Below are 14413 nucleotides of genomic sequence, written 5' to 3'. Positions count from 1 at the left end.
TCCGCCGCCAGGGATCGGCCATGCCGCACGGAAGCACACTGCCCCATACCGGTGACCCATCGCGCGCGCATCGCTGGCGGGCCGCATGGCGCCGCGGAGCGATCCTCGGCGGCGTCACGGCGCTGCATCTGTTCACCCTGGCGCTGCTGCTGCGTCCCGCGCCGCCGTATCGGCCGACCACTACCCTCCTGCGCGGCGGCGCGGTGATGCAGCTCCACTTGCTCGCACGGCCCGGCAAGCGGCCAGCCGCGAGCCCGCGTTCGCCATCGCCCAGGCATCCCCGATCGGCGCAGGCGGCAAACCCCGCACGCACGTTGCCTGCAGACGTCGTACCGCGCCCGCACGCAGCAATGCTCGTCGTTGCGCCAGCCATCGCGCCGAACGGTTCCGACGACTACCACGCCGCCCTCGCCGGCGCTGCCGCAGTGCGGTGGGCGCCACGTGTGCGCCTGCCGGGTTCGGACGCGCCATCACGCACCGGCATCCCGCTGCGCGCCGCACCGAGCCTGCGGCAGCTGGTGCAAGCGATGACCACCGCCAGCCGCTGCAAGTACGAACGCATGAAAATGGAGCGCAGCGCCAACCAGTTCGTCACGCGCCAGCTGGCGGAACGCGCGCTCGACGCTGACGGTTGCGGCCCGCAGGGGGAGCATGACGCCATCGACCCCACCATCGACGCGATCTCCCGCCGCGCGACCCGCGGCGATTGACGCCGCTGCGCGATACCGCTTCGGCACTTGGCGATCGCGGGCGGCCTCTTACAATGGCAGCCATTGTCCGCGAGCCCTTTCATCATGGCCATCCGTCTGCTGGTTGCCCTCGTCGCCCTCGGCCTGCTGCACGTGATGCCGCAACTGGCACGCTGGCGCGGTGATGGCCTGTTTCGCCGCTGGGTGACGCAACTGGCGGATACCAGTGGCGGCAGCCGCGTGGCGCTGGCCCTGCTGTTGCCACTGGTGCTGTGCGCGTTGCTGGAGTGGCTGCTCGGGCATACACCGCTGGGCGCACTGCTGCCGTTGCTGTTTGCGCTGGTGGTGCTGCTGTACTGCCTCGGTCCGCGCGAGTTCGAGGTCGACCTGGAGGCGATCCTGGACGCCCCGGACGGCGCCAGCCGCGAAGCCGCGGCGCAGGCGCTGGCTGACGGCGGCCAGCCGATTGCCTGGAATGCACCGGCGCTGGGCGAGGCGATCGCATACGCCGCGCTGCGCCGACGCTTCGCCGTGCTGCTGTGGTTCTTCCTGCTCGGCCCGGCCGGAGCGCTGGCGTACCGGCTGGCGCAGACGCTGGGCCGCGACGACACGCTGCGGCTTGATGCGGACAGCCGCCGCGCTGCCAGCTACGTGGCCAACGCGCTTGACTGGCTGCCGGCGCAACTGCTGACCTTCACCCTGGCCGTGGTCGGCCACTGGGAGGCGGTGATCGGCGCCTGGCGACGCTGGCACAACCAGGCCGCCTCGACCAGCTGGTACGCGACCGGCCCAGGCTTCCTGGGCGTCGCGGCGCAGGCCGACGTGCTGATCGACATCGAGGCCGGCGACGGTTACGCCGAAGAGCACAGCGATCCGCTGGCCGAATTGCGACGCCTGCGCAGCGCCCTGCTGCGCGCGCTGCTGGCGTGGCTCAGCGTGGTGGCACTGGTGGTGGTCGGCGGCTGGATCGGCTGAGTGGGCGGATCAGGCCCGTTCTCCACGCAACTCGCGCACCCGCACCTCCAGCGTCGCCGCCGAGACCTGCACCGGCGCCTGCGGTGCGTCCACCACCAATTCCACCCGCGCCCGGAACCGGCGCGGCAGGCGCGCGCGATGAAGCATCGAATCGCGCCGGCTCCACACGCTGCCCCACAGGCCGCGCAGCGTCATCGGCACCACCGGTACCGGTCGCCGCGCCAGGATCTTCTCCACGCCGGGACGGAACGGCGCGATCTCGCCATCGGTGGTCAGGCCGCCTTCCGGGAAGATGCACACCACCTCGCCGGCGGCCAGCGCGGCGTCGATCGCGTCGTAGGCTTGCTGCAGCACCGCGGGATCTTCCTTGTGCCCGGCGATCGGGATCGCCCTGGCGGTGCGGAACACGAAGCTGAGCAGCGGGATGTTGAAGATCTTGTAGTACATCACGAAGCGCACCGGCCGGCGCAGCTTCGCCATCAGCAGCAGCGGGTCCATGTAGCTGACGTGGTTGCAGACCAGCAGCACCGGCCCTTCCTCGGGAATCTGTTCGGCACCGTCGGCGCGCACCCGGTACAGCGTGTTCACCAGCACCCAGGTGATGAAACGCATCACGAACTCGGGCACCAGGGTGAAGATATACCAGGCCACCAGCACATTGAGCAGGGCTGCGGCCAGGAAGATCTGCGGCGCATCCAGCCCCAGCGCGCCCAGCCCCAGGCCGAAACCGGCGGCCAGCACGATCAGCAGCGCATTGAGGATGTTGGTGCCGGCGATGATCCGCGACAGCTTCTCGCGCGGCGCGCGCGCCTGCACGTAGGCGAACAGCGGCACCACGTAGAAGCCGGCGAACACGCCGATCAGGGTAAGGTCGAGCACCACGCGCCAGCTGCCCGCGCCGTGCAGGAAGGCCAGCCAGTCCAGCCCGCGCACCGCCGCCACGCCATGCCGCGCGAAGTACAGGTCCACGCCGAATGCGGTCAGCCCGAACGCACCCAGCGGCACCAGGCCGATCTCCACCCGCCGGCCCGACATCTTCTCGCACAGCAGCGCGCCGACGCCGGTGCCGATCGAGAACAGGGTCAGCACCAGCGTGTTGACCGAGCCGTCGCCACCCAGCGTCTCGCGCGTGTAGATCGGCAGCTGCGCAATCAGCACCGTGCCGAAAAACCAGAACCACGAGATACCCAGCACCGCGTTGAACACCGCGCGATCGGCGCGGGTGATCGCCAGCACCCGCGCGGTCTCGCTGAACGGATTCCAGTTGAACTTCAGTTCCGGCGCAGTCGCCGGCGCCGGCGGAATGCGACGGGAAGCCAGGTAACCGGCCACCGCTACCGCGATGGTGGCGCCCGACGCCAGCAGCGGCCCCACGCCAGCCACCAGCATCAGCGAGTTGCCGGCGATCATGCCGACCAGCATCGCCATCTGCGTGCCCATCTCCACCAGCCCGTTGCCGCCGACCAGTTCCTCCGGCTTCAGCGCCTGCGGCAGGATCGCGTACTTGATCGGCCCGAACGTGGCCGAGTGCATCCCCATCATGAACAGCACGACCAGCAGCAGTGTGGTGTGGTGCGTGTAGAAACCGTACGCAGCCAGCGCCATCGCGCCGATCTCGAACAGCTTCACATAGCGGATGATCCGGCTCTTCTCGTACTTCTCGGCCAGCTGTCCGGCAGTGGCGGAAAACAGGAAGAAGGGGATGATGAATAGCGCCGGCGCCAGGTTGGTGTACAGCGACACCGCGCGGTCGCCCAGCCCCATCTGAAACGCCACCAGCATCACCAGCGAATTGCGGAACGCATTGTCGTTGAACGCCCCCAGCGCCTGGGTCCAGAAAAACGGCGCGAAGCGGCGCTTGCCCAGCAATGCGAATTGGCTCATGCGTTACCTTGAAAGAGAAAGTGCCGGCGCGTCGACTCCGCTTCGAGACTATCGCCGCAAGCAAATATCGGACACGAAGATAGCTGCCTGTCCAAAACAGTTCCTATGTTTATCCATAGTGCCTGACGCCGCAATCGATGGATTCTGCACACAAAAGAGCCGCCGAAGTAACCCTCGGCGGCTCTCTTTTTTTACAGCTATTACGCTACACGAACTTCAGGCGATCAGAAATCGTACGAGATTCCGAAACGCACATAACGCGGGGTCTGCGCACTGTACGGACGCAGGTAGCTGGAGCTCGCCTCGATCGCGTAGGTCTGCGTGGTCTCCTGGCTGTCAAAGACGTTATAGACCATTACGTTGAACGCCAGCTTCTTGTCCGCCCACAACGGGCGGTACTCCGCGCTCAGGTCGAAGCGGTAGGTCCAAGCCTCGCGCGTGGCACCCGGAGACGACGGCTCGCCCTTGCAGAAGTGGTAGTACGGACCATAGCCCAGACCCGGATTGGTCTGGTCTGCGCCGTAATAACCCAAGCAAGTACGCGGCGCACCGGACATGATCACCAGGTTACCGGACACCATCCATTCCGGCGCGACCTGATACGAGCCGAACGCCTTGATCTGATGACGACGATCATTGGACAGCGAGCCGTTGGCGTAATCCATGACGGCAGCGTAATCCCAGTCAACCGTGGCCGAGACGTCGCGCTGACCAATGTCCGAACGGACCTGACCTTCGCTGTTGCCGAAGCTATGCGACCACAGGTAGTCGACGCGACCGGCCCACTTGCCGTCGAATGGATGCTCCAGGAACAGGCTCAGGCCGTAGTACTTGCGCTTCAACGGGGTGTTGAAGTGGAAGTCCTTCGTCCAATCCATGGTGACGTCGTAGTAGCCGCCCCCAATCTTGGGGATCTTGAAGGTGTTGGAGCGGCCCGGGTTGATCAAATAGCTGCCCTGGATCGAGTCGGGATCATAGGTAGCCGGATCGATACCCATGGCATCCATCTTGTCGATGATCGCAAACGAATCGCCGACGTCATCGATGGCGTTGCGCAGGTTGCGATAGGTCGCCTTGGCGCCGTACACCCACGAATCGCCCAGCTTCTTGTCGAAACCGAGGATGTACTCGTCCTGATACTCGGACTTGAGGTCGGTCGAAGTCGCAGTCTTCGGATCACGCGGAATGCCGTACTCCAAGTTGGCCGAGATCGGACCACCAGTGCTGCTCTTGATCGGGGTCAAGCCAGTCGGAACGCCATTGGCGTCGATCCCCGTATACGTGAAGTACTCGCGGGTATACAGCGAGGCACCAGCCGAGCGCAGCGCCACACTGGAAGGCATTGCCAGGTAGTAGCGGCCGGCGTTGCCGTACACCTTGAAGCTGGAGTCACCGTTCACATCCCAGCTGAAGCCCACTCGCGGGGCCCACTGCGGTTTGGTCAGTCGCAGGTACGGAACACCGTCACCGTTGTAGTTGGTGAACTGGTCGTTGCGCAGGCCGAGCTTGAGCAACCAACGGTCGTTGACCTGCCAGCTGTCTTCAATGTACTGGGCATGCTGTGTCGTTCTGACTGACGAATTGTTGTTGTAGACGTATCGGGCCACGTAATAGCCGGTCTGGCCGCCGGCATAACCTGCCGGAGCCTCCACCCATGGCTGGCTCTGCCAGTCCGGACCATTGGCAACCGGGCCACCGGTGATGTAGGTCGTCGGGGTCTTGCCCGTGCTGTCGTTGTATTCCCAAGCGTAACCCGGACCCGAGGTCACCGTACCGTCGTCGTTGTCGTGAACCGTCTGATTGTCGATACCCGCGGTGATCGTGTGATCACCCAAACGGTAGCTCAGGTCGAAGCGCAGGTTGGTGTTCTTGGTGGTGTGTGCCGGATTCTTGATCCGCAACAGCGTCTGGTTGTTGTTGATGACGCCACCACCTGTCAACGCCGGGTTCTGCTTGTCAGGAGTAAGCAGATACGGGTTGGTCGGATCGTACCCGGGGGTACTGCTGTACAGCGTACCCTTCATCTCGCCGTAGAGGGCGGTCAGCGTCAGGTTGTCCGTGATGTAGCTGGTGAACTTGGCCGAGTAGAGATCGCTGCCGTCCTTGGTCGACGTATCGTTGCTGTTGAAGCCGCCTTCGGTATTGGTGGCGTAGCTGTACTTGTTCAGTGTGCCCTGATAGGACGACTTGTTCGACGCACCGGTCACTTCAAGGATGTTGCTGTCGGTGATGTTCCAGTCCAGCTTGCCATACCATTTCGGGTTGTCATAGCGGTAATGGGTAACGTACGGCGACACGTTCGCACCGGTCGACTCGCCCTGCTGACGCTGCGCCTCAACGGCCGCGAACAGGAACAACTTGTCCTGGATCAGCGGACCGCCGACGTAGGCGTCTACTGTGGTCGTCCACGACTTGTTGTTCTTGCGATTCTGGCGGATCTTGCCCTGCGAACCGTCCTTATTGACGTAGTAGAAGTTCTTCGGGTCGCCTTTCAGGTCGGTCGGGGTCCATTGAATCTGGCCACCGAAGTGCCATTCGTTGGTACCGCGCTTGCCGACCTGGCTGATCACGCCACCATCGGAACGACCGTAGGCCGCGCCATAACCGCCACTGAGTATTTCCTGCTGGTCGATCGCACCGTACGGAAGAGTCAGGCCGCCGAAGCCGCTGAGCGGATCGGTGGTGTTGAAGCCGTTGATGTAATACGCGTTCTCGGTCACCGAGGAGCCGCCGAACGACACTACCGAGCCGCCGGTCGGGCCTGTGAACAGGGCACTACCCTCGACGACACCGGGAGCCAGCAGGGCGATCGCTTCGGCACTGCGCGCCAACGGCAGCCTGGCCAGCTGCTCGGCCGTGATGACCGTACGGGAGTCGACGCCGCTGACGTCGATGGTCGGCAGAGCGTTCGCCTGCACCGTCACCGCCGACAGAGTCTGGGCGTTCTGCGCGCCAAAGGAAATCTCGGTGCCTGAGCCTACCCGCATGGCCACGTTCGAGCGCGAGTCGACCGTCTGACCGTCACGCTGCAGAGTTACCGTGTAGTTGCCCAGTGGCAGCGAATCGATCGTGTAGCGGCCGCTCGAATCCACCGCTACCTGACGAGTGACACCGGAGGTGCTCTTGACCATCACGGTGTCGCCCGCCTGCGCCTGGCCGAAGATGCTGCCGGTGGTTGCCTGACCAAAGGCCAGACCGCTGAAGCCCAAGCCCAGCGCCAGAGCGAGTGCAGTGCGCTGCAGCTGCCCCGTCTTGGAATTTCTACGCAAATTCATCAGTAGTGACTCCCCATGGTTTGGCCCGAGTCATCCGGGCACAAGAAAATTTTGTGTGTTCGTGGCATCCAAAGCCGGCATCCAGGAAACTATGCAAGCCCATGCCGACACACATGATTTAGACTAGGTTTCCTACGCAGACGGCTCACGTAGGTTATTGCGACGTTAGTTCAAGAAAACGCGTGGGTCAACACTTCCCTAACATTCTGTTTCGGTGTTCTTCGCTTGACTTGCGGCATAAACTTACGCTAGCTCCCACCCACGGCGGTATTTTCGATGGACATGCAAACCCCCATGGCTCCGCAAACCGCAGAAACCTTCGCCGAACGCATCAAGTTGCTGATCCAGCGTGTGGGTAGCGCCACCGAGATCGCCCGAATGTGCGGCTTCTCGGAAGGCGTGGTACGCAGCTGGCGCGATGGCAACACCGACCCATCGCGCGCACGATGCGTGACACTGGCCAAGACGCTGGGCATCTCGCTGGTCTGGCTGGTGGCCGGGGAGGGTACGCTGCAGGTGGACCCCACGCCCACCGGCATGGATGAGCAGTACAGCTCGGAAGAAGCGGCACCGCATCGCCACCACGCCCATCCGGCCCCGGTGCACCACCACCTGGCTGCCGCCGCCACGGTGGATGCACAGCGGCTGGATACTGCCGTACGCATGCTGCAGTCGGAGCTGAGCCTGGCCGACAGCCGCCTTTCGTTGTCCGACAACACCGACCTGCTCAGCCAGCTCTACGAAATGCTCGGCCCTGGTGGCTCCCACGTGGACCCGCTGGCCATGGTGACTTTCAACCAGCGTCTCGCCGAGCGGATCCGCCAGCAACGCAACACGGCCTGACCGGTCCAACGCTCGACGGCGACAATGAAAGCGTGGCAACCCGTGCGGGGCTGTCACGCTTTTTTGTACCGGTAGTCAAAGCAGGGCGATGTCGGCGACGGCACCGAACTGGGCTTTCAACTGGCCCAGCAGGGCCAAGCGGTTGGCCCGCACGGCCGGATCGGCGGCGTTCACCAGCACGCTGTCGAAGAAGGCATCGACCGGTGCCTGCAGTTGTGACAGCCGCGCCAGCACCGTGGTGTAGTCACCGTCAGCCAACGCCGCGGCATTGTCCTGCCGGGCCAAGACCAGGGCGTCGGCCAAGTCGCGCTCCGCATCCGCCTCGAAATGTGCCGGGTCGACGGTTCGCCCGACCGGAGGCGCGCCAGCCTCCTCGGCCTGCTTGCGCAGGATGTTGGCGACCCGCTTGTTGGCCGCTGCCAGGCTGGTGGCTTCCGGACGGCGGCCGAATTCGGCCACTGCGCGCAGACGACGATCGAAATCGGCCAGACTGACCGGCTGCACCGCCAGCACCGCCTCGAACTGGGCGTTGTCGAAACCCTGCTCGGCATAGTAGCCGCGCAGACGGTCGAGCACGAAGTCATACAGCTCGTCGGTCAGGATCGCGCGGCGCTGGCCTGCGTTCAGGGCCGGCGGCTTGCCGTCCTTGCCCGGCTTCAGTCCCGCGGCCAGTGCTGCATCCGGCAGCAGCTCGAGCGCTTCGATGAAGCTGGCGCGCAGGTCCAGTTCCAGGCCGCCCTCGATCAGGGTGCGCGCCAGGCCCAGCGCGGCGCGGCGCAGGGCGAACGGATCCTTGTTGCCACCGGGCTTCATGCCGACGGCGAAGATGCCGGCCAGGGTGTCGAGCCGTTCGGCCACGGCCAGCACCTGGCCGAGCCGGTCGGCGGCGATCGCGTCGCCGCCGAAGCGCGGCTGGTAGTAGCTGTCCAGGGCCTCGGCCACCGCCACCATCTCGCCGTCGTGGCTGGCGTAGTAGCGGCCCATCACGCCCTGCAGTTCGGGGAACTCGCCCACCATGCGGGTCAGCAGGTCGCATTTGCTCAGGCTCGCGGCGCGGGTGGCGGCAGCGGCATCGACGCCGACCCGGTTCGCCGCCACCCGCGCCAGTTCGGCGACGCGCACGCTCTTGTCCCACAGACTGCCCAGCGCCTGCTGATAGGTGACGCCCTTGAGCTGCTCCTGATAACTCGCCAGCGGCGTCTTCAGGTCTTCGTCCCAGAAGAACTTGGCGTCGGCGAAGCGCGGCCGGATCACCCGCTCGTAACCCTTGCGGATCTCGGCCGGGTTCCGGCTCTCGATGTTGGCGATGCCGATGAAGTGCTCGGTCAGCTTGCCTTCGGCGTCGAACACCGGCACGAACTTCTGGTTCGCCACCATGGTGGTCACCAGCGCTTCCGGCGGCACGCCGAGGAACTCGCGCTCGAAGGTGCAGGCGATCGCCACGGGCCACTCGGTCAGGTTGGCCAGCTCGTCGAGCAGCGCGTCGTCGAACCGCGGCACGCCGCCGGTGACCACCGCGGCCAGGCCGATCTGCTCGCGAATGCGCTGGCGTCGCTCGCGCGGATCGGCCAGCACGTTGCAGGCGCGCATCGCATCCAGCCAGCCGTCGGCATCGGCCAGGTGCACCGGTTGCGGGTGCATGAAGCGGTGGCCGCGCGACTTGCGGCCGCTGCGGAGGCCCAGCACGCTGCCGTCGATGATGTCGGCGCCATGCAGGATCACCAGCCAGTGCGTCGGGCGCACGAAGCTGTAGTCGTGGTCGGCCCAGCGCATCGGCCGCGGGATCGGCAGCGTCTTCAGCGCCTCGTCGACGATTTCCGGCAGCAACGCCGCCACCGGCTGGCCCGGCTTGACCGTGCGCCAGACATACCAGCCGCCCTTGTCCGTCTCCAGCTTCTCCAGCTGTTCGACGCGGACGCCGCAGGACTGCGCGAAGCCGATCAGCGCCTTCGACGGCTGGCCTTCGGCGTCGAGCGCGGCGTTTAGCGCCGGGCCCCGCCGCTCCAGCGACTGCGGCGGCTGCGCCGCGGCCACGGCCGGGATATACGCGGCCAGCCGACGTGGCGAAGCGTAGGCTTGGGCGAGATCGAGGCCGGCCTCGATGCCGCGCTTGGCCAGGCCGTCGCAGATGCCGCGCAAGAACGCCGCGGACAGCTCGTCCAGCGCCTTCGGCGGCAGCTCCTCGGTGCCCAGTTCGACCAGCAGTGACTTGGCGGCGCTCATGCGGCCTGCTCCCTGGAAACGTTCCTCAACCCCGGGAAGCCGAGCTTCTCGCGCTGCGCCACATAGGTCTCGGCCACGCTGCGCGACAGCGTGCGCACGCGCAGGATGTAGCGCTGGCGCTCGGTGACGCTGATCGCGCGGCGCGCGTCGAGCAGGTTGAAGGTATGGCTGGCTTTCATCACCTGCTCGTACGCCGGCAGCGGCAGATTCGCCGCGACCAGCTGGTTGGCCGTGGCCTCGCACACGTCGAACCAGTGCAGCAGCTCGGGCACGTTGGCATGCTCGAAGTTGTAGGTGCTCTGCTCCACCTCGTTCTGGTGGTACACGTCGCCGTAGGTGACGGTGCCGTAGGGGCCTTCGGTCCAGACCAGGTCGTAGACGTTGTCCACATTCTGCAGGTACATCGCCAGGCGCTCCAGGCCATAGGTGATCTCGCCGGTCACCGGGCGGCATTCGAGGCCGCCGGCCTGCTGGAAGTAGGTGAACTGGGTGACTTCCATGCCGTTCAACCAGACCTCCCAGCCGAGCCCCCACGCGCCGAGCGTGGGCGACTCCCAGTTGTCCTCGACGAAGCGCAGGTCATGCACCAGCGGATCGAGGCCCAATTCCTTCAGCGAGTCGATGTAGAGATCGAGAATGTTCTCGGGATTGGGCTTCATCACTACCTGGTACTGGTAGTAATGCTGCAGGCGGTTCGGGTTCTCGCCGTAGCGGCCGTCGGTGGGCCGGCGCGAGGGCTGCACGTAGGCGGCGGCCCAGGGCTCGGGGCCGAGCGCGCGGAGGAAGGTGGCGGGGTGGAAGGTGCCGGCGCCGACCTCGGTGTCGAGCGGCTGCAGCAGCACACAGCCCTGCGCCGCCCAGTAGCGGTTGAGGGTCTGGATCACATCCTGGAAGGTGCGTGCGGACATGGTTTTCCGTGACCTTGGGTAAAGCGCGTTAGTATAGCTGCAGCATGCTTTTCCGCCGGATTCCGGCTGGAATGCGCATGGAAGGGACACACCCGGATGGCCGCTTCGCCGCAAATCGCATCCCTGCTCGGCCGCCGCGGCCGGCTCGGGCTGGATGAACTGCTGGCCACGCTGGTGGTCGATGGTTATCTGCTGGCCGACGACGCCAGGCAGGTGCGCATGGGCGCCCCAGCCGGCCGCAGTACGGTCGAACTGCACCCGCTGGTGCTGATCGCGAATGCGAGGCTGGCGAACCAGCACGATCCGGGCCGCCCGCTGAGTCTGGAGGGCCTGACTGAGTGGCTTGCCGGCCACGCCGGGTTGCCGTACCTCAAGATCGATCCGATGAAGATCAACGTGGCTGCCGCCACCCAGGTGGTGAGCCATGCTTACGCAAAGCGCCACCGCATCCTGCCGATCGCGGCCGCCCCGGGCGAGGTGACGTTCGCCACCTGCGAGCCCTTCGAGGCCGGCTGGGCGCCCGACCTGGCGCAGATGCTGCGGCGGGACGTCAAGCGCGTGGTGGCCAGCCCGATCGACATCAGCCGTTACCTGCAGGAGTTCTACGGCGTCCAGCGCTCGATCCAGCTGGCGCAGGACGCCAAGGGCGGCAGCGACGCCTCCTCGGCGATCCTCAACTTCGAGCAGCTGGTCGAACTGGGCAAGAGCGGCGAGGTGGGCGCCGACGACCGCCACGTGGTGCACATTGTCGACTGGCTGCTGCAGTACGCGTTCGAGCAGCGCGCCTCGGACATCCACCTGGAGCCACGCCGCGACACCGGGCACATCCGCTTTCGCATCGACGGTACCATGCAGAAGGTGTTCGAACTGCCCTCGCCGGTGATGACCGCGGTGACCGCGCGCATCAAGATCCTCGCCCGCATGGACGTGGCCGAGAAGCGCCGCCCGCAGGACGGCCGCATCAAGACCCGCTCCTCCGGCGGGCGTGAGGTGGAACTGCGCATCTCCAACATGCCCACCGCGTTCGGCGAGAAGGTGGTGATGCGCATCTTCGACCCCGACCTGGTGGTGAAGGATTTCGCCCAGCTCGGCTTCTCCGCCACCGAAGCCGCCCACTGGCGCAGCATGGTCGAGCGCCCGCACGGCATCGTGCTGGTCACCGGGCCCACCGGCTCGGGCAAGACCACCACGCTGTACTCCACGCTGAAGCACCTGGCCACGCCGGAGCTCAACGTGTGCACGGTGGAAGACCCGATCGAGATGGTCTCGCCGGAGTTCAACCAGATGCAGGTGCACGCAGCGATCGAGCTGGATTTCGCCGCCGGCGTGCGCACGCTGCTGCGGCAGGATCCGGACATCATCATGATCGGCGAGGTCCGCGACCTGGAAACCGCGCAGATGGCGGTGCAGGCCTCGCTCACCGGCCACCTCGTGCTGTCGACGCTGCATACCAACGACGCCCCGAGTGCGGTCACCCGCCTGCTCGACCTCGGCGTGCCGCACTATTTGATCCAGTCCACCCTGACCGGCGTGGTGGCGCAGCGGCTGGTGCGCACGCTGTGCCCGCACTGCAAGCAGGTGGCCACGCAGGATCCGCAGGCCTGGACCGTGCTCACCCACGGCTGGGACGTACCGGTGCCGCCACAGGTATTCCAGCCGGTCGGCTGCCTGGAATGCCGCCATACCGGCTTCCTCGGGCGCACCGGCATCTACGAGATGCTGAAGCTGTCGCCACGCCTGCGCGGCATGGTTTCGGCCCAGCTCGACCTCGGCCGGTTCGGCCAAGCGGCACTGTCCGAAGGCATGCGTCCGCTGCGCATCTCGGCCGCTGACCAGGTCGCCGCCGGACTGACCACCGCACAGGAAGTCCTCACCGTGCTTCCACCGATCGACGCGCTCGACGATGCACAGCCGTAAAGACGTCCCGATGCCGCCATTGACCCTCCGCATGAAACCCGTCCTGATCATCCGCACCGGCCGTGCGCCGGAACCCATCCGCGCCCGCCATGGCGATTTCCCGCACTGGTTCCGCCTCGGCGCCGGGCTGCATCCGCAGCAGCTGCGGATCGTCGACGTCGCGGTCGGTGAAGCGCTGCCACCGCCCCACGAAGTGGCGGGCGCCATCATCACGGGCTCGGCCGCCATGGTCACCACGCGCGAATCGTGGAGCGAGCGCACAGCCGGGTGGATCCGCGATGCGATGGACGCGGAGCTGCCGCTTTTCGGCGTCTGCTACGGCCATCAGCTGATGGCTCATGCGCTGGGCGGGCGCGTCGACTACCTGCCCGGCGGGCGCGAGATCGGCACCCAGACGATCGAGCTGACGGCCCTCGCCGCCCGCGACCCGCTGGCTGCCGCACTGTCAGCCAGTTTTCGCGCGCACACCACCCACGAGCAAAGCGTGCTCGAACCGCCAGCGGGGGCCATGGTACTGGCCCGATCGGCGCGGGATCCGCACCAGCTGCTGCGCTACGGGCCACATGCAGTCAGCGCGCAGTTCCACCCGGAGTTCAACGCCGAGGTGATGCGCGCCTACATCCGGCGCAAGCATGCCGACCTCCGGCGCGAAGGCGCGGACCCGCGGGAGATCTTCGGCGCGGTCGCCGCCACGCCGACCGCCCGCCGGCTGCTGCGCCACTTCTCGCGTGACCACCGCTGGACCGCGATCGTGGGCTGAGCTTCAACCGCGCAGACGTCGGGCAATCGCATCTCGCGAAAACAGTGCGAACACCACGCCGAACAGAAAGCCGCCGATGTGTGCCCACCACACGTAGGCGCCGTAGCTCGGCCCCGCATAGCTGAACAGCAACTGCAGCAACACCCACAGCCCGATCAGCAGAAAGGCCGGCACCCGCACGAACTCCAGGTAGAGCCCCAGCGGCAGCACCAGTCCGAGCCGCGCACGCGGAAACAACGCCACGTACGTACCGACCACTGCCGATACAGCACCGCTGCAGCCGATGATGGGCAGGCGCACGCCCGTCAGGGACAACGCGCCGATCAGGTTCGCCACGACCCCGCCGACCACAAACAGCAGCAGGAACCGCAACGACCCCAGCGCGCGCTCGCCCGGCAGGCCGAAAATCGCCAGGAACAGCAGGTTGCTCAGCAGATGCAGCCAGGTCACGTGGATGAACAGCGCCGTGAACAGACGCAGCAGGGCCGGATCGGTCAGCTGCGGCAACAGCGCCTCATGCGGGTCGAAAATATTCGCCGGCACCGTACCCCATTCCAGCAACAGGGAAACCCGCTGCGTGGCCGGTATCAGCGCCAGGCCCACGAAGCAGGCCGCGCAAACCGTCACTACCAACAAGGTTGCCCAGTGCCATCGGGGTCGGCGACGCGTCTCGACGTGAACAAACAAGGGCCGCTCCCCAGGCATGCGCCGGATCGCGGCGTGCCGACATCATAGGCGATAAGGGAATGCGCCCACGGCCGCCAATCAAGCCATGGTGAAGCCGAAGCACAGAAAGTTCGGCGACCGCTCAAAAGCGAAGGCCTGCCGGATGGGGAGGCCTTCCAGGAAAAAGCCCGTGGCGGTGACCTGTTGCGGGTCGGGAGCTGCGGTTGCCACTGTATAAAAGAAACACCCCCACCGTTGCCGGTGAGGGTGTTC

General features: G+C 66.1%; 10 protein-coding genes. 5 read left to right on the top strand and 5 right to left on the bottom strand.

Annotation, left to right across the window (positions count from 1 at the left end):
* Positions 1–20: 20 nt before the first annotated feature.
* A complete protein-coding gene (locus UUA_RS20050; protein WP_008437297.1) occupies positions 21–710 on the top strand; it encodes a hypothetical protein in 690 nt (229 codons plus the stop codon).
* An 84-nt stretch (positions 711–794) separates the two neighbouring features.
* Positions 795–1664 carry a regulatory signaling modulator protein AmpE gene (ampE, locus tag UUA_RS12235; protein ID WP_008437296.1) on the top strand — a complete coding sequence of 290 codons (870 nt, stop codon included), beginning with the start codon at positions 795–797 and terminating at the stop codon, positions 1662–1664.
* A gap of 9 nt (positions 1665–1673) precedes the next feature.
* Here ampE and UUA_RS12230 read toward each other — a convergent pair whose 3' ends face one another.
* Both UUA_RS12230 and UUA_RS12225 read right to left on the bottom strand, forming a co-directional pair.
* Positions 1674–3548 carry an MFS transporter gene (locus tag UUA_RS12230; protein ID WP_008437295.1) on the bottom strand — a complete coding sequence of 625 codons (1875 nt, stop codon included), beginning with the start codon at positions 3546–3548 and terminating at the stop codon, positions 1674–1676.
* A 224-nt stretch (positions 3549–3772) separates the two neighbouring features.
* Entirely contained in the window at positions 3773–6817 is a 3045-nt protein-coding gene (locus UUA_RS12225; RefSeq protein WP_425476906.1) for a TonB-dependent receptor, read from the bottom strand.
* Between the two features lie 300 nt (positions 6818–7117).
* Here UUA_RS12225 and UUA_RS12220 point away from each other — a divergent pair, with 300 nt between their 5' ends.
* Entirely contained in the window at positions 7118–7666 is a 549-nt protein-coding gene (locus tag UUA_RS12220; RefSeq protein ID WP_008437293.1) for a helix-turn-helix domain-containing protein, read from the top strand.
* A gap of 75 nt (positions 7667–7741) precedes the next feature.
* Here UUA_RS12220 and glyS read toward each other — a convergent pair whose 3' ends face one another.
* Together glyS and glyQ are read right to left on the bottom strand one after the other, a co-directional pair.
* Positions 7742–9889: a glycine--tRNA ligase subunit beta gene (gene glyS / locus UUA_RS12215; RefSeq protein ID WP_008437292.1), complete on the bottom strand. Its 2148-nt coding sequence runs from the start codon at positions 9887–9889 to the stop codon at positions 7742–7744.
* Positions 9886–10797 carry a glycine--tRNA ligase subunit alpha gene (gene glyQ, locus UUA_RS12210; protein ID WP_008437291.1) on the bottom strand — a complete coding sequence of 304 codons (912 nt, stop codon included), beginning with the start codon at positions 10795–10797 and terminating at the stop codon, positions 9886–9888. Before glyQ ends, glyS begins: the two co-directional genes overlap by 4 nt.
* Positions 10798–10893: 96 nt before the next feature.
* Between glyQ and tfpB the strand changes: the two genes are divergently transcribed.
* Both tfpB and UUA_RS12200 read left to right on the top strand, forming a co-directional pair.
* Positions 10894–12714 (top strand): type IV pilus assembly ATPase TfpB, encoded by a 1821-nt coding sequence (gene tfpB / locus UUA_RS12205; protein WP_008437290.1) that lies wholly within the window; start codon positions 10894–10896, stop codon positions 12712–12714.
* A gap of 31 nt (positions 12715–12745) precedes the next feature.
* Positions 12746–13474 carry a glutamine amidotransferase gene (locus UUA_RS12200; RefSeq protein ID WP_008437289.1) on the top strand — a complete coding sequence of 243 codons (729 nt, stop codon included), beginning with the start codon at positions 12746–12748 and terminating at the stop codon, positions 13472–13474.
* Between the two features lie 3 nt (positions 13475–13477).
* On the opposite strand, the gene UUA_RS12195 is transcribed toward UUA_RS12200, so the two are convergent.
* Positions 13478–14161: a rhomboid family intramembrane serine protease gene (locus UUA_RS12195; protein WP_039953951.1), complete on the bottom strand. Its 684-nt coding sequence runs from the start codon at positions 14159–14161 to the stop codon at positions 13478–13480.
* Between the last annotated feature and the right edge of the window lie 252 nt (positions 14162–14413).

The sequence above is a fragment of the Rhodanobacter thiooxydans LCS2 genome (genome assembly GCF_000264375.1).
GTDB lineage: Bacteria > Pseudomonadota > Gammaproteobacteria > Xanthomonadales > Rhodanobacteraceae > Rhodanobacter > Rhodanobacter thiooxydans.
The sequence above is the reverse complement of the archived record's forward strand: the minus strand, read 5'-3'. Positions and strand labels throughout refer to the sequence as shown.